The 19,453-nt window shown below is 71.6% G+C and carries 14 protein-coding genes; 9 read left to right on the plus strand and 5 right to left on the minus strand.

The features are described 5' to 3' along the window. Window positions 1–55 precede the first annotated feature (55 nt). Window positions 56–1,573 carry a hypothetical protein gene (locus ACIF8T_RS19730; protein WP_400036964.1) on the minus strand — a complete coding sequence of 506 codons (1,518 nt, stop codon included), beginning with the start codon at window positions 1,571–1,573 and terminating at the stop codon, window positions 56–58. Window positions 1,574–2,179: 606 nt separating this feature from the next. Here ACIF8T_RS19730 and ACIF8T_RS19735 point away from each other — a divergent pair. Next, window positions 2,180–3,532: a hypothetical protein gene (locus ACIF8T_RS19735; protein WP_400036681.1), complete on the plus strand. Its 1,353-nt coding sequence runs from the start codon at window positions 2,180–2,182 to the stop codon at window positions 3,530–3,532. 12 nt (window positions 3,533–3,544) lie between these two features. Here ACIF8T_RS19735 and ACIF8T_RS19740 read toward each other — a convergent pair whose 3' ends face one another. From ACIF8T_RS19740 to ACIF8T_RS19755, 4 genes are read right to left on the minus strand one after another with little or no spacing between them, the layout of a single operon-like run. After that, on the minus strand, window positions 3,545–4,321 hold the full coding sequence (locus ACIF8T_RS19740; protein ID WP_400036683.1) for a succinate dehydrogenase/fumarate reductase iron-sulfur subunit: 777 nt from the start codon (window positions 4,319–4,321) through the stop codon (window positions 3,545–3,547). Further along, window positions 4,318–6,258, minus strand: a complete 1,941-nt coding sequence (locus ACIF8T_RS19745; RefSeq protein WP_400036685.1) for a fumarate reductase/succinate dehydrogenase flavoprotein subunit — start codon at window positions 6,256–6,258, stop codon at window positions 4,318–4,320. Before ACIF8T_RS19745 ends, ACIF8T_RS19740 begins: the two co-directional genes overlap by 4 nt. Window positions 6,259–6,275: 17 nt before the next feature. After that, entirely contained in the window at window positions 6,276–7,112 is an 837-nt protein-coding gene (locus tag ACIF8T_RS19750) for a hypothetical protein (RefSeq protein WP_400036687.1), read from the minus strand. 53 nt (window positions 7,113–7,165) lie between these two features. Next, entirely contained in the window at window positions 7,166–7,456 is a 291-nt protein-coding gene (locus ACIF8T_RS19755; RefSeq protein WP_400036689.1) for a hypothetical protein, read from the minus strand. A 288-nt stretch (window positions 7,457–7,744) separates the two neighbouring features. On the opposite strand from ACIF8T_RS19755, the gene ACIF8T_RS19760 reads away from it, so the two are divergent. The 8 genes from ACIF8T_RS19760 to ACIF8T_RS19795 all read left to right on the plus strand — a co-directional run bounded on the left by ACIF8T_RS19760 (window position 7,745) and on the right by ACIF8T_RS19795 (window position 19,398). After that, the gene (locus tag ACIF8T_RS19760) at window positions 7,745–9,934 is read left to right on the plus strand and encodes an ABC transporter family substrate-binding protein (RefSeq protein ID WP_400036691.1); all 2,190 of its coding nucleotides are present in this window, start codon (window positions 7,745–7,747) and stop codon (window positions 9,932–9,934) included. Window positions 9,935–10,262: 328 nt separating this feature from the next. Further along, on the plus strand, window positions 10,263–10,874 hold the full coding sequence (locus ACIF8T_RS19765) for a hypothetical protein (protein ID WP_400036693.1): 612 nt from the start codon (window positions 10,263–10,265) through the stop codon (window positions 10,872–10,874). A 143-nt stretch (window positions 10,875–11,017) separates the two neighbouring features. Beyond that, entirely contained in the window at window positions 11,018–12,925 is a 1,908-nt protein-coding gene (gene typA / locus ACIF8T_RS19770; protein WP_400036695.1) for a translational GTPase TypA, read from the plus strand. A gap of 628 nt (window positions 12,926–13,553) precedes the next feature. Further along, window positions 13,554–15,170: an ABC transporter substrate-binding protein gene (locus ACIF8T_RS19775; protein WP_400036697.1), complete on the plus strand. Its 1,617-nt coding sequence runs from the start codon at window positions 13,554–13,556 to the stop codon at window positions 15,168–15,170. Window positions 15,171–15,302: 132 nt separating this feature from the next. Continuing rightward, on the plus strand, window positions 15,303–16,232 hold the full coding sequence (locus ACIF8T_RS19780; protein ID WP_400036699.1) for an ABC transporter permease: 930 nt from the start codon (window positions 15,303–15,305) through the stop codon (window positions 16,230–16,232). Continuing rightward, complete coding sequence (locus ACIF8T_RS19785; protein WP_400036701.1) at window positions 16,225–17,187, plus strand: ABC transporter permease; 963 nt, start codon at window positions 16,225–16,227, stop codon at window positions 17,185–17,187. Before ACIF8T_RS19780 ends, ACIF8T_RS19785 begins: the two co-directional genes overlap by 8 nt. An 11-nt stretch (window positions 17,188–17,198) precedes the next feature. Beyond that, window positions 17,199–18,257, plus strand: a complete 1,059-nt coding sequence (locus tag ACIF8T_RS19790) for an ABC transporter ATP-binding protein (RefSeq protein ID WP_400036703.1) — start codon at window positions 17,199–17,201, stop codon at window positions 18,255–18,257. Next, window positions 18,250–19,398 (plus strand): ABC transporter ATP-binding protein, encoded by a 1,149-nt coding sequence (locus ACIF8T_RS19795; RefSeq protein ID WP_400036705.1) that lies wholly within the window; start codon window positions 18,250–18,252, stop codon window positions 19,396–19,398. The genes ACIF8T_RS19790 and ACIF8T_RS19795 overlap by 8 nt, the downstream gene beginning before the upstream one ends. Window positions 19,399–19,453 lie beyond the last annotated feature (55 nt).

Genomic DNA, 19,453 nt, shown 5'->3' on the forward strand with positions numbered 1-19,453 from the left:
GGACCGGGCCGGCCGGTGGTGTCCCGCCGACCCCGTCCACCGGGCCCGCGGCACCTCAGGCGGCGGCCACCCCGTGCCGGTCGCGGGTGCGCGGGCCGCCGAAGCCGGCGGGCGGGCCCCCGGCCGGAGTGCCGCCCAGCAGGATCCCGCCGAGGACGGCCCCGCCCACCCCGCTCTCGTGCCCGGCCGCACCGGCGAGCGGCGTGCCGTACGCGCGCACGTCCCGCTCGGCGAGCTCGCGCGCCTGCCGGGCCAGCTCCTCGGCCTCCAGCAGGGCGTCCAGACCGTCACCGAGCAGTTGCTGCGCCCCGGCCAGCCGGCTGCGGGCCGCGCCGCCCACGGCACCGCGGTGCGTCGTGACGTAGTCGTCCGCCGCGGCGACGGCGCCGCGCGCCAGGAGCCGGGCGGCGGCGGTCAGCACCCCGGCCCGCCCGTCGGCGAGCGGCCCCGCCGCCCGCACGATCCGCCGCAGCGCGTCGACCGGGTCGTACGGCCCGCTCGTCGTCTCCTCCCGTACGGCGGCCAGCACGGCGTCGGCGTGCCGCACCCGCGCCCGCGGTTCCGCGGCGGGCCCGTCCCGGGTCTGCCCGTCATGCCCGTCCTGCCTGTCCGGTCCGTCCGGGATGCCGGGGTGCCGCTCACGGGCACCGGCGATCTCCGCCTCCGCCCCGGTCAGCGCCGCCGGGAGCAGCCGCTCGGCCGCCGCCAGGTCGGCGGCGCGGCGGTCGACGCCGGTCACGAACACCCCGGCCTGCGCGATGGCGCCCTCGGCGGCCCGCAGGTGACCGATCGCCCGCGCGGACTCGCCCCGGTCGGCGCACTGGCGGGCCCGGTTGAGCCGGGAGGTGGCGAACAGCAGCCGGTCCTTGGCCTGTTCCACATGGCCGGTGACCTCCGCCGCCGCGGACGCCGGCCGGTGCCGCCGCAGGTCCGCCGCCACCGCCTCCGCGGTCCCCGTCCGGGCGGCCAGCTCCCGGAACCGTTCCTCCGCGACCGCCAGGGCCGCCGCCAGGTCCCGTTCCAGCCCCCGCAGCCGGTCGAAGCCGGCGGCCTCCGCGTCGAGCCGCCGCCCCGCCTCCTGACACCGCCCCACGATCCCCGCGAGCACCTGCCGCCGGGCCTCGTCGTCTCCCGGCGCCCCCGCGTCGTACCGCTGCCGCAGGCCGAACGCCGTCGCCAGTTCGGCCTCCGCCTCCCGCAGGGCGCGGACGAAGGGGGCGGTCTCCGCGGCGTCCGACCGCGCCCGCGCGAAACCGAGCTCCTCCCGGCTGGTGCGCACGCAGTCGTCCGCCTCGGTCAGCAACGCCCAGGCCCGCTCCTCCAGTTCGGCAGGCGGCACACCCGGTGCCGGCCGGGCCGGGGAGCCACCGGGAGTCGTACGGGTCCGGGTGCGCCGGGTGCGCCGGGTGCGCCGTACGTAGCCGTAGCCCGCCAGCACGGCCGCCGCGCCCGCCGCGACGAGCGGCAGCACCAGATCGCCGGTGGAGGTCCCGTCCTTCACGTCCTGCGCGGGCGCGCTCACGGCCGGACGGTCCGTGGTGGCCGCAACCGGGACGGCGCCGGACGTCGTCATCCCCGGCAACACCAGCCACACGACCCCGACCGCACCGCCCAGCACGGCGTGCGCCACCCGCACGGGCAGGTGCGACGTGGCGCGGCGCGGGCGGCTCCGGGCGGAGGAAGACGTCACATTCCGGAGCGTAGGAGCAGGAATGCGCCCGCGCGAGCGGGGTGCGCCCGCGGCGGGGTCCGCACGGCCGGCCGACACGCGAGGGAGACGCACGTGGCAGCGACGCGGCACACGGGACAGCACCCCGGCGGACCACGGCACGGAGACGAGCGGACGACGCCGGACGACGCCCGCACGTCGTCCGGCGGGACACTCACGGGGCCCGCCGGAGAGGCCGTCCCGGTCGGTGAGGGTCCGGCGTCCGGCGGGACGTCTACGGCGCTCACCGGAGAGTCCACCGCGGTTGGCGAGGGTCCGGCACCCGGCGGGAGGCCCATGGTGCCCTCGGGGGAGGCCACCGCGGCCGGCGACGGTTCGGCGCCCGGCAGGATGCCCACGGCCCCCGCCGGGGAGGTCGCCCCGGTCGGCGAGGGTCCGGCGTCCGGCGGGACGCCCACGGCGCCTGCCGGAGGAGTCGCTCCGGTCGGCGAGGGTTCGGCGTCCGGTGGGATGTCCACGGCCCCCGCCGGGGAGGTCGCCCCGGTCGGCGAGGGTCCGGCGTCCGGCGGGACGCCCACGGCCCCCGCCGGAGGAGTCGCCCAGGTCGTCGGCGGTTCGGCGCCCGGCGGGACGTCCACGGCCCCCGCCGGAGGAGTCGCCCCGGTCGGCGAGGGTCCGGCGCCCGGCGCTGGGGACGCCTCGGCCGTCGTCCCCGGCGGCACTCCCGCCGGGGACGGCGCAGAGGCCGCCTCCGGCCTTTCGCCCTCGGGCGGCAGTGCGCCGACCGCCGACGACGACACCCCACCCGGCCCCTCCCCGGCCGAGACCGGTACCCCCGCGGCTTTACCCCCGGGCCCCCGCCGCTCCCGTCGGGCGCGCCGCGCTCTCCTGGCCGTCGTCCTCGCCCTCCTCCTCCCCCTGCTCGCCGCCGAAGCCGCCCTGCGGGTGAACTACGCCGGCGACCCCGCCCCCGGCACGTTCACCCGGAACCGCGACGCCCTCTGGCTGGGGCACGCCTGGGTCGACGGGCGGAAGGAGGACGCCGACGTCTCCGCCCTGGCGCGCCGGCTGCGCGGCACCGGTGTCCGCGACCTGTACGTGCACTCGGGCCCGCTGGAGCACGACGGCACGCTGCCCGGGTCCGCCCATCCGAGAGCGCGCTGGTTCCTCGACGCCGTGCGCCGGGAACTGCCCGGCGTCCGCGTCCAGGCCTTCCTCGGCGACGTCCTGGCGACCGAGGGCCCGGAGGGCATGCGTCTGGAGGACCCGCGGACCCGGGCCGCCGTGCTGCGCTCCGCCCGGCAGGTCCTGGACACCGGCTACCAGGGCGTCCACCTCGACCTCGAACCCCTGCACTCCGGCGACCGGCACTACCTCGCGCTCCTGGACGCCCTGCACCGCGAGACCCGCGCCCGCGGGGTCCCGCTCTCCGTCGCCGCCCACCAGATCGACCCGCTGCCGGGCTTCCACTCCCTGTGGGGCACCCTCACCGGCCACCCCAAGTGGTGGTCGCAGGAGTTCTTCGGCCAGGTCGCGCGCCGCGTCGACCAGATCGCGATGATGTCGTACGACACCATGCAGCCGCTGCGGAGCACGTACGGCGGCTACGTGGCCCAGCAGACCTCCCTCGCCCTGGAGGTCACCCCGCCCGCCACCGACCTGCTGATGGGCCTGCCGTTCTTCCACGAGAACCGCTTCGGCCACTGGAACCACGCCGAGACCGTCCCCGCCGCCGTCCGGGGCGTCCGCCTCGGCCTGTCCCGCACGGACCCCGGCCGGAGCCGGTTCGGGGTCGCCCTCTACGTGGACTTCGCGGCGACCGAGGCGGACTGGAGGGCGTACCGGGAGGGCTGGGTGCGGTGACCGCCGCCCCGGTCAGGAGGAGGCCGGCCGCCGCCGGATCTTGTTGCCGAGCCACACCAGCGGGTCGTACTTGCGGTCGATCGCCCGTTCCTTCAGGGGGATCAGCGCGTTGTCCGTGATCTTGATGCCCTCGGGGCAGACCTCGGTGCAGCACTTGGTGATGTTGCAGTAGCCGAGGCCGTGCTCGTCCTGGGCGGTGGCCTTGCGGTCCAGTCCGGACTCGGCCGCCGCGTCCAGCGGGTGCATGTCCAGCTCCGCCACCCGCATCAGGAAGCGCGGGCCCGCGAAGGCCGGCTTGTTCTCCTCGTGGTCGCGGACCACGTGGCAGGTGTCCTGGCACAGGAAGCACTCGATGCACTTGCGGAACTCCTGCGGCCGGTCCACGTCCTCCTGGAACATGCGGTACTCGCCGGGTCCCAGCCCGGGCGGCGGCACGAACGCCGGGACCTGCCGGGCCTTGGCGTAGTTGAAGCCGACGTCCGTGACGAGGTCGCGGATCACCGGGAACGCCCGCAGCGGGGTCACCGTGACGGTCTCGTCCCGGTCGAAGACCGACATCCGGGTCATGCACATCAGGCGGGGCCGGCCGTTGACCTCCGCCGAGCAGGAACCGCACTTGCCGGCCTTGCAGTTCCAGCGCACGGCGAGGTCGGGGACCTGGGTGGCCTGGAGGCGGTGGATGATGTCGAGCACCACCTCGCCCTCGTTGACCTCGACCCGGAAGTCCTCCAGGCCGCCGCCGGACACGTCCCCCCGCCACACCTTGAAACGGGCCTCGTAGCCGCTCACTCGTACAGCTCCTCTTCGGCGAGGTACTTGACCAGCTCCTCCTTGTCGAACAGGGCGAGCAGGTCCGGGCGGATGGGGTCGGTGGTCTCGCGCTCCAGGGTGATCTGGCCGCGCACCTGGTCGGTGGCCGCGAGGCCGCCCGTCGGGTCGGTGAGCCGGCACAGCAGGTTGACCCGCCGCCACGCGCGGTCCATGCCGGGGTGGTCCTCACGGGTGTGCCCGCCGCGCGACTCGGTGCGCTCCAGCGCGGACCGCGCCACGCACTCGCTGACCAGCAGCATGTTCCTGAGGTCCAGGGCGAGGTGCCAGCCCGGGTTGAACTGCCGGTGCCCCTCCACCCCGGCCCGGCGCGCCCGCGACCGCAGCCCGGCCAGCTTCTCCAGTGCCTGCCGCATCTCCGCGTCGCGCCGGATGATGCCGACCAGGTCGTTCATCGTCTGCTGGAGCTCCTGGTGGAGGGTGTACGGGTTCTCCGGCGGGCCGCCGGCCGGCTCCTCGGTCTCCGCCTCCGCGGAGAACGGGCGCAGCGCCTCGGCCGCCGCCGCGTCGACCTGCCCGTCGTCCACCCGGGGCCGCTCCCCGGCCAGGCCGGCCGCGTAGGCGGCGGCGTGCAGCCCTGCCCGGCGCCCGAAGACCAGCAGGTCGGAGAGCGAGTTCCCGCCGAGCCGGTTGGAGCCGTGCATGCCGCCCGCGACCTCGCCGGCCGCGTACAGCCCCGGCACCCCGCGCGCCGCCGCCGTGTCGGAGTCGACCGCGACCCCGCCCATCACGTAGTGGCAGGTCGGCCCCACCTCCATCGCCTCCGCCGTGATGTCGACGTCGGCCAGCTCCTTGAACTGGTGGTACATCGAGGGCAGCCGCCGCTTGATCACCTCGGCGGGCATCCGGGTCGACACGTCGAGGAAGACGCCCCCGTGCGGGGAGCCGCGGCCCTCCTTCACCTCGGTGTTGATGGCGCGGGCCACCTCGTCGCGGGGGAGCAGCTCGGGCGGACGCCGGTGGTGGTCCGGGTCGTCGTACCAGCGGTCGGCCTCCTCCTCCGTCTCGGCGTACTTGTCCTTGAAGACGTCGGGGACGTAGCCGAACATGAACCGCTCGCCGTCGGAGTTGCGCAGCACCCCGCCGTCGCCGCGCACCGACTCGGTGACGAGGATGCCCTTGACCGACGGCGGCCAGACCATGCCCGTCGGGTGGAACTGCACGAACTCCATGTTCAGCAGGGGCGCCCCGGCCAGCAGCGCCAGCGCGTGCCCGTCGCCGGTGTACTCCCAGGAGTTGGACGTCACCTTGAACGACTTGCCGATGCCGCCGGTGGCGATCACCACGGCCGGCGCCTCCAGCACGAAGAAGCGGCCGGACTCGCGCGCGTAGCCGAAGACCCCGCCGACCCGGCCGCCGTCCTTCAGCACCCGGGTGACCGTGCACTCCTGGAAGACCTTCAGCCGGGCCTCGTGGTCGCCGGTCTCCCGGAAGTCCTCCTGCTGGAGGGCGACGACCTTCTGCTGGAGGGTGCGGATCAGCTCCAGGCCGGTGCGGTCGCCGACATGGGCCAGGCGCGGGTACTCGTGGCCGCCGAAGTTGCGCTGCGAGATCCGGCCGTCCTTCGTCCGGTCGAACAGCGCGCCCCAGGTCTCCAGCTCCCACACCCGGTCCGGGGCCTCCTGGGCGTGCAGCTCGGCCATCCGCCACTGGTTGAGGAACTTCCCGCCGCGCAGGGTGTCGCGGAAGTGCACCTGCCAGTTGTCGCCCGCGTTGACGTTGCCCATCGCGGCCGCGATGCCGCCCTCGGCCATCACCGTGTGGGCCTTGCCGAACAGCGACTTGCAGATGACGGCGGTGCGGGCGCCGCGCTCCCGGGCCTCGATGGCGGCGCGCAGTCCGGCGCCGCCCGCCCCGACCACGACGACGTCCCATTCCTGCCGGTCGACCACGGACATCAGTAGGCCCCACCCATCTAGAAGAAGCGCGGATCGTCGAAGGCGCCGGACGCCACGAGGTAGACGTACAGGTCGGCGAGGGCCACGCTCAGCAGCGACGCCCACGCCAGCTGCATGTGGCGGGCGTTGAGCCGCCCCACGAACCGCCACATCCGGTAGCGCACGGGGTGCTTCGAGAAGTGCTTGAGCTTGCCGCCGACGATGTGCCGGCAGGAGTGGCAGGACAGGGTGTAGGCCCAGATCAGCACGATGTTGACCAGGAACACCAGGGTGCCCAGGCCCATGTGGCCCCAGGCGTAGGTCTCGTCGCGGAAGGCCAGCACGGTGTCGTACGTCAGGATCGCCGCGACCGGGACCGCCGCGTAGAAGAAGTACCGGTGGATGTTCTGCAGGACCAGCGGGAAACGGGTCTCGCCGGTGTACGTCGCGTGCGGTTCGGCCACCGCGCAGGCCGGCGGGGACGCCCAGAAGCCCCGGTAGTAGGCCTTGCGGTAGTAGTAGCAGGTCAGGCGGAAGCCGAGCGGGAAGATCAGGATGATGATCGCGGGGGAGATGCCCCACCAGCTCCCGAAGACCTCCCAGTTCGGCCCGCCCTTCATCGGCTCGCAGTTCTCCGCCAGGCAGGGCGAGTAGAACGGCGAGACGTACGGGGCCGCGTAGTAGTCGGCGTTGGCGAAGGCCCGCCAGGTCGAGTAGACGACGAACGCCAGCAGACCGGCGACCGTGGCGGCCGGGGCCAGCCACCAGCGGTCGGTCCGCAGGTGCCGGGCCCCGATCGCGGCGCGCGTGGCGGCGCGCACGCCGCCGCCCGGGGGGCGGGGTTCCGTGGCGGGAGGTTCCGTACCAGTGGCCACTTGCGACTCCGGTCGGGTTCGGGGGAGGTGCCGGTCGCTCCGTGCCGGCCGGGTCAGGGCGCGCGCCGGTCGCGGGCGCCGAGACCCTCGTCGTCGGAGTCGATCCACAGGGACGGGTCGTACGGCGTGTCCGGGATGGAGACGAGGTCCGGCCGCGCCGGGGCGGGCGGTGTGGTGACCGCCTCGCGCAGCAGGGCCACGCTCTCCCGCAGGTGATCGGCGTCGACCAGGACGCGGCGCATCTCCAGGCCGCCGCTGCCGAGCTGCTTCTCCAGGCGCCCGACCGACCGGTACAGGTCGTCGAGGCAGCGCTGGACTGTCGTCAGGTCGTCGTGCACGGACATGACTTGCCCTCACTTCCGGGTCCGTCGAGGACCGAGGCGGCAACGTTCATGCGCCTGCGAGTGTTGCGCGTCACACCACGCGCTGTGAAGGGACGTGCACCGATTGGCCGAGGCGCGTGGGTGCACTCTGCGGTGCGTTGCGCCGCGCGAGTGGCGTTGCCTTCCGTGGTCGTCGTGTCGCCCTGTGTTTCCGAACCCTTTCCTCTTCAGTGGCCGCATCCATCTGATGAGCCCCAAATACCACCAAACGTGATCATAACTCCCGCGGCCTCCCGGAGGTACCCAGAGATGTCCCACGACGGCGTCGCACCGCGCGCGGTCCTGCGCTCGGTCGCTTTCCTCACCGCGGGAGCGGTCCTGGTGCCCGCGCTCGCCGGCTGCGGCTCCGCGGATCCGGCCGGCAAGCCGCTGGCCGGGCAGGACATCGCCTCCGCCGCCCGGGCCCGGATCGCCGACGGCGGCACCCTGCGCTGGGCGGTGGACTCCGTGCCCGAGACCCTGAACACCTTCCAGTCGGACGCCGACGCGACCACCACCCGCGTCGCGCAGGCCGTCCTGCCGTCCCTGTACCGGATGGACGCCACCGGCCGCCCGCAGCGCAACCCCGCCTACCTGGAGTCCGCCGAGGTCGTCGACACCGAGCCCAAGCAGGTCGTGCTGTACAAGCTCAACCAGCAGGCCGTCTGGAGCGACGGCCGCGAGATCGGCGCCGCCGACTTCGCCGCCCAGTGGCGGGCCCTGTCCGGCAAGGACACCGCGTACTGGACCGCCCGCAACGCCGGCTACGACCGCATCGAGAAGATCGAGCGCGGCAGGAACGACCTGGAGGTCAAGGTCGTCTTCAGCCGCCCCTACGCCGACTGGAAGTCGCTGTTCACCCCGCTGTACCCCAAGGACGTCATGGGCACCCCGGACTCCTTCAACGACGGGGCCCGCACCAGGCTGAGGACCACCGCGGGCCCCTTCGCGGTGGCCCGGATCGACCGCGGGCGGGACGAGATCACCCTCGTGCGCAACCCGCGCTGGTGGGGCGAGCCCGCCAAGCTCTCCACGATCGTGCTGCGGGCCGTGCCCCGCGAGGAGCGCACCGCCGCGCTGACCGCCGGCCGGGTCGACCTGGCCGAGATCGACCCGGCCGCCGCCCGCGGCATCACCGCCGCGGCCCGGCCCCGCAGCAGCGACACCCCGCTCATGGGCCCGGACCGCACCCCGGCGGAGGCGCTGCACTCCTGGGCGGTGGCCAACGGCTCCGACGAGGAGGCCGCCGAGGAGGAGGCCGGCGCCCGCGAGGAGCTGCGCGAGGCCGCCGCCGCGCACGCGCGCCGGCAGCGGGCCCTGCGCGGGTACGAGGTGCGCAAGTCCCTGGAACCCGCCTACACGCAACTGGCCCTCAACGGCGCCGACGGCCCCCTCGCCGACGAACGGGTGCGCCGCGCGGTGGCCCGCAGCCTGGACCGCGAGGCCCTGGCCGCGGCCGTCCTGAAACCGCTGGGACTGCCCGCCGAGCCCCTCGGCAGCCACCTCGCCCTGGCCGGCCAGGCCGTCTACGCCGACGGCAGCGGCGCCCTGGGCGGCCGGAGCACCGAGGAGGCGCAGGCCCTGCTCGCGGAGGCCGGCTGGGTGCCGGGCGGCCCGGTCGAGGAGAAGGAGAAGGAGAAGGAGAAGGAGAAGAAGGGCGAGAAGGCCGCCGGCGCCGAGCGCGACGCGCAGGACGCGTCCGAGGGCGGTGACGAGGGCGCGTACATCGTCGGCGAGGACGGCGAGAGCGCGCAGGACGGCGGGGACGGCGGCAGCGACGGCAAGGTGCACCGCGAGGCCGACCAGCGGCAGGACCGGCTGGCACAGGACGGGCGGCAGAACCTGAGGCAGAACAGCGCCCCCGGCGCGTACGCCCCCGAGGGCACCGCCGCCCCGGCGGGCGCCGCGCCCGCCCCGCTCGCCAAGAACGGCAAGGCGCTCACCCTGCGCTTCGTGATCCCCTCGGGGACCGGCACCGAGTCCCTGCGCACGGTCGCCGGCCGCATCTCCCGCATGCTGAAGCGGGTCGGCATCCGCACGACCGTCTCCCGGGTCTCCGACGAGTCCTACTTCAAGGACCACATCGCCGCCGGCCAGTACGACCTCGCCCTGTACTCCTGGCCCGCGACGGCCTTCCCCGCCACCGACGCCCGCCCCGTCTACGCCAAGCCGGTGCCGGCCGCCGACGGCTCGCTGAACATCGAGCAGAACTACACCCGGGTCGGCACCGACCAGGTCGACCAGCTCTTCGACCAGGCCCTGACCACCCTCGACGAGGACGAGGCGCGGTCCCTGCTGCGCAAGGCCGACTCCCGCATCTGGGCGGCGGCCGGCTCCGTCCCGCTCTACCAGCGCCCGCAGCTGGTGGCCGCCCGCACGACCCTCGCGAACGCCGGCGCCTTCGGCTTCGCCACCCCGGTCTACGAGGACATGGGCTTCCTGAAGAAGGGCGGGCGCTAGGGGCTGTCGTTCGGATCACGCCGCGGACGCGGGGTCCGGCACGCGCGTCCGCGGCGTTGTCGTCGGTCGCCGATGCTCCGCATCGCCGCCCTCCTCCGCCTTGCGGCTACACGCACCGGGCCCCGCTCACCGGCGCCGACGACCTACAGTCGATTCCCCGCGACCTGATCCGGACGACAGCCCCTGGTCCCGTAGCGCAGGAAAACCTCAAACTGCTTGCCCCCGCCGCCCGGCGGTCCCCACGATGATCCCGGCAGGGATCGACGATCTCGGCAGAGGTCAGGGTGCGGCCGCCGGGCGGCCGCGCACGGGGGACGGGAGCCGGCGCATGCGCGGCACGGTACGGAGGTCCGGTACGGCCGGACTGCTCACGGCGGTCCTGCTGGCGGGGCTGAGCGGGTGCACGGGGGAGGCGGGCGACGCCGCCGCCTGCACGGACGGCACGTACGCCTGGTCGGGTGTCCGGCGCACGCAGCAGCTGACCGCGCTGACGGATCCCCTCGTCTTCGAGACGAGGACCGACTCCTACTCGGCCGCCCTGAAGCCCTTCGGCGACACGGTGCACCGGCCGCGGGTCACCGGGGCGCCCCGGGGCGTGGGCGCCGCCGCCGTGATCGAGGCGCTCGGCCGGCGCGTGCGGGCCGAGGTGCCGCTCGCCGGGCCCGGCGAGACGGACCGTCCCGAGGACGACCACTACTTCGAGGTGGCCACCGGCGACCTGGAGGGCGCGTACTACGGGTGGGGCTCGATCGACCTGGTCGAGGCCGCCTTCACCTACACCTGCCCGGGCGCGGAACCCGCCCGGGGGCACGTGCGGACCTGGGAGCACACCGGCAGCGGCTTCCTGTCGTGCTCCGAGCCGTCCGGCGAGCCCGCCGGCCGCGCCGCCGCCCTCCGGAGGTGCCCGGCGGGCTCCGTCGCGGCCGAAGACGCGGTCTGAGCTGCACCGACACATCCGGGGCCCGCCCACCGGCGTCGCACCCGTACCATGGGGTGAGGCCGTGGCATGTTCAGCCCGGCAGGGCCCGCGCACCACCGACGTACGCGCAGGGCAATCCTCACACTCCGGGAGTACGCCAGCTTATGGCCACGCGCCACGACATCCGCAACGTCGCCATCGTCGCCCACGTCGACCACGGCAAGACCACCATCGTCGACGGCATGCTGAAGCAGGCCGGTGCCTTCGCCGCCCACCAGCTCGACTCGGTCGACGACCGCATGATGGACTCGAACGACCTGGAGCGTGAGAAGGGCATCACGATCCTCGCCAAGAACACGGCGGTCAAGTACCACCCGAAGGACGGCGGGGACCCGATCACCATCAACATCATCGACACCCCCGGCCACGCCGACTTCGGCGGCGAGGTCGAGCGCGGTCTGTCGATGGTCGACGGCGTCGTGCTGCTCGTGGACGCGTCCGAGGGCCCGCTGCCGCAGACCCGCTTCGTGCTGCGCAAGGCGCTCCACCAGCGGCTGCCGATCATCCTCTGCATCAACAAGACGGACCGGCCGGACGCCCGGATCGACGAGGTCGTCAACGAGACCTACGACCTCTTCCTCGACCTGGACGCCGACGAGGAACAGATCGAGTTCCCGATCGTCTACGCCTGCGGCCGGGACGGCGTCGCCTCGCTGACCAAGCCGGAGGACGGCACGGTCCCGGCCGACTCCGACTCGCTGGAGCCGTTCTTCTCCACGATCCTGGAGCACATCCCGGCTCCCACCTACGACGAGGGCGCCCCGCTCCAGGCCCACGTCACCAACCTCGACGCGGACAACTTCCTCGGCCGCATCGCGCTGCTGCGCGTCCACCAGGGCGAGCTGAAGAAGGGCCAGACCGTCGCGTGGATGAAGCGCGACGGCTCGGTCGCCAACGTGCGCATCTCCGAGCTGATGATGACCGAGGCGCTCACCCGCAAGCCCGCCGAGAAGGCCGGCCCCGGTGACATCTGCGCGGTCGCCGGCATCCCGGACATCATGATCGGCGAGACCCTCGCGGACACCGAGAACCCGGTCCCGCTGCCGCTGATCACGGTCGACGAGCCCGCCATCTCGATGACCATCGGCACCAACACCTCCCCGCTGGTCGGACGCGGCGCCACCGGCAAGGGCGCGGACAACAAGGCGGCCGTCAAGGACCGCAAGGTCACCGCCCGCCAGGTCAAGGACCGCCTGGACCGCGAGCTGATCGGCAACGTCTCGCTGCGCGTCCTGGAGACCGACCGCCCGGACGCCTGGGAGGTGCAGGGCCGCGGCGAGCTGGCGCTGGCCATCCTGGTCGAGCAGATGCGCCGCGAGGGCTACGAGCTGACCGTCGGCAAGCCCCAGGTGGTCACCCGGGAGATCGACGGCAAGACGTACGAGCCCGTCGAGCGCATGACCATCGACGTGCCCGAGGAGCACATGGGCGCGGTCACGCAGCTCATGGGCGTGCGCAAGGGCCGCATGGACAACATGTCCAACCACGGCTCCGGCTGGGTGCGCATGGAGTTCGTGGTGCCCTCCCGCGGCCTGATCGGCTTCCGGACCGAGTTCCTGACGCAGACCCGCGGCACGGGCATCGCCCACTCCATCCACGAGGGCTTCGAGCCCTGGTTCGGCACGCTGCAGACCCGCAACAACGGCTCCCTCGTCGCCGACCGCTCCGGTGCCGTCACCGCCTTCGCGATGACCAACCTCCAGGAGCGCGGCGTGCTGTTCGTCGAGCCGGGCACCGAGGTGTACGAGGGCATGATCGTCGGTGAGAACTCCCGCTCCGACGACATGGACGTCAACATCACCAAGGAGAAGAAGCTCACCAACATGCGGTCGTCCACGGCCGACGTGACCGAGTCGATCGTCCCGCCGCGCAAGCTGTCGCTGGAGCAGTCCCTGGAGTTCTGCCGCGACGACGAGTGCGTCGAGGTCACCCCGGAGGCCGTGCGCATCCGCAAGGTGAACCTGGACGCCCGCGAGCGCGCCCGCGCCGCGAGCCGCGCCAAGCACGGCTGACGCCGGCCGGCCGGTGACGCCGGGCATCCCGCGGGGATGCCCGGCGTCACCGTGTGCGGGGGGAAGCGAAGAAAGAGGGTAGGGAAAACCCTCGATCTGGCCGGGCGGGCCGTCGCGAACGCCCTGGTCCCACTACCCTGCTCCCGGAAGTGGCTCGTGGCGGTGGCCGATGACGGTCCGTCGGCCGGCGAGCACCGGCCCGGCGCTCGATGCGCCGAACTGCCGTGCCTTCCCTGCGTGTTGGCAGCGCACGGGGCCCGAGGGGACTGTGCCCCGGGGCTGCGCTCCCCGCAAGCGATTTATCTCACCCATGTGTCCGGAATACGGACGGCTGCCACCGATAGATGTGTAACAAGTCCGTTTCGCAGGGATCTTTCACCAAACGCTTTGTCCGGATTTTGGAAGAACTATGCGCCAGGTGTGATCGAACCGAGACCTGATGACTGTGGTCGAGCGCTTGCCCATGGCAGATAGTTAGGCGCGTAGAGCTCGGGTGAATGAGTCACGCGCGACGGGGAGCGCCGACTCACGAGCACACTGGGGCGAACCATCCTGGACCGGCGACGGTGTCGGCCGGGTTACGTAGGCCCTTCTTGCAGTGAACAAGTGGACTCATGAGGAGGAACCCATGCGTGGTGCCAAGAGCGCCAAGTGGGTCGCGGGTGCGATAACCGTTGCTCTGGCTGCCACCGCCTGCGGCGGCGGTGACGGTGACAGCGGGGCGGAGAAGAAGGGTTCCGGGCCCGCGGGCTACGTCTCGATCGACGTCGGCGAGCCGCAGAAGCCGCTCATCCCGGCCGACACCAACGAGAGCAACGGCTCGTACGTCATCCAGTCCCTGTTCACCCAGCTGCTGGACTTCGACGCCAAGGGCGACATCGTCTACACGAACGCGGAGTCGGTCACCACCGAGGACTCCAAGACGTGGACGGTCAAGCTCAAGAAGGGCTGGAAGTTCCACAACGGCGAAGACGTCACCTCCAAGTCGTACATCGACGCCTGGAACTGGTACGCCAACATCAAGAACAACCAGCAGAACTCCTTCTGGTTCCAGGACATCAAGGGTTACGACGACGTCCACCCGGAGAAGGGTGACCCGAAGGCCGAGACCATGTCCGGTCTGAAGGCGGTCGACGACCACACCTTCACCATCGAGCTGAAGTACACGATGCCGTACTTCAACTACAAGCTCGGTTACACCACGTGGGCCCCGCTGCCCAAGGTCTTCTACGACGACCCGAAGGCCTTCGGCCAGAAGCCGGTCGGCAACGGTCCGTACACCTTCGAGAAGTGGGACCACAAGAAGCTCATCCAGGTCAAGGCCTGGGACGAGTACAAGGGCCCGAACAAGGCGAAGAACAAGGGCGTCCAGTTCAAGGCCTACACGACGCTCGAGGCCGCCTACAAGGACGTCGTCTCCGGCAACCTGGACATGATCCGCCAGGTCGGCCCGACGGACCTGCCGAAGTACAAGCAGGACCTGGGCGACGGCGCCATCGAGCAGCCGTACGCGGCCATCCAGACGCTGACCCCGGCGTTCTACTCCAAGACCTTCAAGGACATCGACCCGAAGGTCCTGCAGGGTCTGTCGATGGCGATCGACCGCGAGACGATCACCAAGACGGTTCTGAACAACACCCGTACGCCGGCCAAGGGCTTCACGCCGCCCGGTGTCAAGGGCTACCAGAACCTGGACACCGACGTGTTCACGTACAACCCGACGAAGGCCAAGCAGCTCATCAAGGAGGGCGGTGGCGTTCCGGGCAACAAGTTCACCGTCCAGTACAACACCGACGGTGGGCACAAGGAGTGGGTGACCGCGGTCTGCGAGTCCATCCGCAAGGCCACCGGTGTCGACTGCGTCGGCGACCCGAAGCCGGACTTCGCCACGGACCTCGAGGCCCGTGACAACGACCAGGTGAAGGGCATGTACCGCGGTGGCTGGGTCGCCGACTACCCGGTCAACGCCAACTTCATGAAGGAGCTGTACCACACCACCGCCGAGGCCAACAACGGTCGCTTCTCCAACAAGGAGATCGACTCGCTGATGAACAAGGCGGACAAGGCCAAGTCCCTCGAGGACTCGGTGAAGGCCTTCCAGGAGGTCGAGAAGAAGCTGGTCGAGCACATGCCGGCCATCCCGCTCTGGTACTACCGCATCAACGGCGGCCACGGAAAGAACGTCGACAACGTCAACGTCGACTTCCACGGTGACCTCGAAGTGTGGGCCGTCACCACCAAGTAAGAGGAGCCCTTCGGGCTCTTCCCACTCGGCCGTAAGCCCGCCGCCGCCCAGGTGGCGGCGGGAGGTGCGGGGGGCCGTCTCGCCACCAGGAGACGGCCCCCGCACCTGCGTTAACCCCTCACGGAGGCACCTATGGGGCGCTATGTCGCACGACGACTGCTCCAGATGATCCCGGTGTTCATCGGGTCAACCTTGATCATCTTTTGCATGATGTACGCCCTGCCCGGCGACCCCGTCCGGGCGATGATGGGGGATCAGGCGTACGACCCGGCGGTGGTCGCGAGCATCAAGAAGGAACTCGGCCTCGATCAGCCGCTCATCCAGCAGTACGTGAACTACATGACCGGGCTGCTGCAGGGCGACTTCGGCACCCAGATCGCCAGCCAGCGACCCATCAAGGACATCATCCTCGACGCGTTCCCGGTGACGATCAGGCTGACGATCTTCGCCTTCTCCTTCGTCACGCTCGTGGGCATCGGCCTCGGTGTCGTCGCCGGCCTGCGCCCCGACACGCTGCGGGACCGCGGACTGCTGACGCTGACGCTGGTCCTCGTCTCGATGCCGTCCTTCGTGCTGGGCTTCCTGCTGCAGTACCTGCTCGCCTTCAAGTGGTCCGTCACCACACCCACGGTGACCGACTCGACGGACTTCGCCCAGCTCGCGCTCCCCGCCACCGTGCTGGCGTCGCTCTCCCTCGCCTACGTCGCCCGGCTGACCCGCACGTCGATCGCGGAGAACCTGCGGTCCGACTACATGCGCACCGCCGTGGCCAAGGGGTTGCCGCGCCGCCGTGTCGTCGGTGTCCACCTGATGCGCAACTCGCTCATCCCCGTCGTCACCTTCCTCGGCATCGAGGTCGGCAGCCTGATGACCGGAGCCATCGTGACCGAGGGCATCTTCAACGTGCGGGGCATCGGTATCGAGATCTACGAGGCGCTCAGCCGGCGTGAGGGTGCCACGGTCGTGGGGATCGCCTCGCTGATGGTGCTCATCTACCTCGCCGCCAGCTTGATCGTGGACCTGCTCTACGCGGTCCTGGACCCGAGGATCCGGTATGCCTGACAAGACCGTCGAAAAGAAGGTCGAAGCCCTTCCCGGCGACACCGTGAGCACCGCGGGCGTCGTCGTGGCGGACGCCGGCCCGGCTCCCGACAAGCCGCGCAGCCTCTGGTCCGACGCCTGGCACGACCTGCGGCGCAACCCGCTGTTCCTGGTGTCGGCCGCCCTGATCGTGTTCCTGCTGGTGATGTCGGTCTGGCCGGGGCTGTTCACCAGCGCCTCGCCGCGCGACGCCGACCTGGCCAAGCACTACCTGGGGAAGCCGAACTGGAGCCACGTCTTCGCCCCGGACTGGCTCGGCTACGACGTCCAGGGCCGTTCGATCTACGCGCGTGTCGTCTACGGTGCCCGCGCCTCGATCACCGTCGGTGTGGGCGTCACCATCGCCGTCACCCTGCTCGGCACGGTCATCGGCATGATCGCCGGCTACTTCGGCGGCTGGACCGACACCCTGCTCTCGCGGCTGACCGACATCTTCCTCGGCATCCCGTTCCTGCTCGGCGCCCTGGTGGTGCTCAACTCCTTCGAGAACCGCACCGTCTGGGTCGTCATCATGGCCCTCGCCTTCCTCGGCTGGACCCAGATCGCCCGTGTCGCCCGCGGTGCCGTGATCACCATCAAGCAGTCGGACTACGTGGTAGCCGCCAAGGCGCTCGGCGCCTCGACCTCCCGGATCCTGTTCCGGCACATCCTGCCCAACGCGCTCGCGCCCATCATCGTCGTGGCGACCATCGCGCTCGGCGGGTACATCGCGGCCGAAGCCACCCTGTCCTTCCTGGGCGTGGGCCTCGGTGACACGGCCGTGTCCTGGGGCGGCGACGTGGCGCGAGGACGCGAGCAGCTCCGTATCGCCCCCCACACCCTGATCGTCCCGTCGGTGATGGTGTCGATCACGGTGCTCTCGTTCCTCATGTTCGGCGATGCGGTCCGCAACGCCCTCGACCCGAAGATGCGCTGAGGGAGGCGTACGTGACCACCATCGACAAAGTTTCCGCCGCGCCCTCGCCGCGCGAGGGCGGGGCGGACGACGGCCCGCTGCTCGAAGTCCGCGACCTGCACGTGGAGTTCCACACCCGTGACGGCGTCGCCAAGGCCGTCAACGGCGTGAACTACTCCGTCTCCGCGGGCGAGACCCTCGCCGTGCTCGGCGAGTCCGGCTCCGGCAAGTCCGTCACCGCCCAGGCCATCATGGGCATCCTCGACATGCCGCCCGGCCGCATCCCCAAGGGAGAGATCCTCTTCCGCGGCCAGGACATGCTCAAGATGTCGGGCGAGGAGCGCCGGAGGATCCGCGGCCGCAAGATCGCCATGATCTTCCAGGACGCGCTCTCCTCGCTCAACCCGGTGCTCTCCGTCGGCTACCAGCTCGGCGAGATGTTCCGCGTCCACCAGGGCCTCTCCAAGAAGGAGGCCAAGGCCAAGGCGATCGAGCTGATGGACCGGGTGAAGATCCCGGCCGCCGCCGACCGGGTCAACGACTACCCGCACCAGTTCTCGGGCGGCATGCGCCAGCGCATCATGATCGCCATGGCGCTGGCGCTGGAGCCGGACCTGATCATCGCCGACGAGCCCACCACGGCCCTCGACGTGACGGTCCAGGCCCAGGTCATGGACCTGCTCGCGGAGCTCCAGCGCGAGTACCACATGGGCCTCATCCTGATCACCCACGACCTCGGCGTCGTCGCCGACGTCGCGGACAAGATCGCGGTGATGTACGCGGGCCGGATCGTGGAGCGCGCCCCGGTCCACGAGCTGTACAAGCGGCCGGCGCACCCCTACACCAAGGGCCTGCTGGACTCGATCCCGCGCCTGGACCAGAAGGGCCAGGAGCTGTACGCGATCAAGGGCCTGCCGCCCAACCTGCTGCGGATCCCGTCCGGCTGCGCCTTCAACCCGCGCTGCCCGATGGCCCAGGACGTCTGCCGCACGGATGTGCCGCCCCTGCACCCGGTGACCGAGAAGGACGGCACGGAGCTGGTCGGCCGCGCCTCGGCCTGCCACTTCTGGAAGGAGACGCTCCATGGCTGAGCTCAGCAAGAACGACGAGCCGCAGGCCGCCACGCCGAACGTCTCCGAGGTGGAGGTCGTGGCCGCCGCGTCCGAGACGGAGGCGGTCGCCGCGATCGAGGCGCCCGTGGAGCGCGGGGAGCCCATCCTCCAGGTCCGCAACCTGGTGAAGCACTTCCCGCTCACCCAGGGCATCCTGTTCAAGAAGCAGGTCGGCGCGGTCAAGGCCGTCGACGGCGTCTCCTTCGACCTGTACCAGGGCGAGACGCTCGGCATCGTGGGCGAGTCCGGCTGCGGCAAGTCCACCGTCGCCAAGCTCCTGATGAACCTGGAGCGGGCGACGGCCGGCGAGATCTTCTACAAGGGGCAGGACATCACCCGGCTGTCCGGGCGTGCCCTGAAGGCCGTGCGCCGCAACATCCAGATGGTGTTCCAGGACCCGTACACGTCCCTGAACCCCCGTATGACGGTGGGCGACATCATCGGCGAGCCCTTCGACATCCACCCCGAGGTGGCCCCGAAGGGCGACCGGCGCAAGCGCGTCCAGGAACTGCTGGACGTCGTCGGCCTCAACCCGGAGTACATCAACCGCTACCCGCACCAGTTCTCCGGCGGTCAGCGCCAGCGCATCGGCATCGCCCGCGGCCTGGCCCTGAACCCCGAGATCATCATCTGCGACGAGCCGGTCTCCGCCCTGGACGTGTCCGTCCAGGCGCAGGTCATCAACCTGATGGAGCGACTGCAGGACGAGTTCAACCTGTCCTACGTCTTCATCGCCCACGACCTGTCGATCGTCCGGCACATCTCGGACCGGGTCGGCGTGATGTACCTCGGCAAGATCGCCGAGATCGGCACGGACGAGCAGATCTACGACCACCCGACGCACCCCTACACCCAGGCGCTGCTGTCGGCGGTCCCGGTCCCGGACCCGGAGGCCCGCGCCCACCGCGAGCGCATCATCCTCACCGGCGACGTCCCGTCCCCGGCCAACCCGCCGTCGGGCTGCCGCTTCCGCACCCGCTGCTGGAAGGCCCAGGACAAGTGCGCCGAGGAGGTCCCGCTGCTGGCGATCCCCGAGCGCTTCCAGGGGTCGGACTCCCCGGCCGCCCACGAGTCGGCCTGCCACTTCGCGGAGGAGAAGGACGTGGTCCACGCGGCCTGACGCTCCGTCCGGCACGTCCCCGGTTCCCGGCACCCGTCTCCCTGGGGTGCCGGGA

It is taken from the genome of Streptomyces sp. NPDC085946 (assembly GCF_044540485.1).
GTDB lineage: Bacteria > Actinomycetota > Actinomycetes > Streptomycetales > Streptomycetaceae > Streptomyces.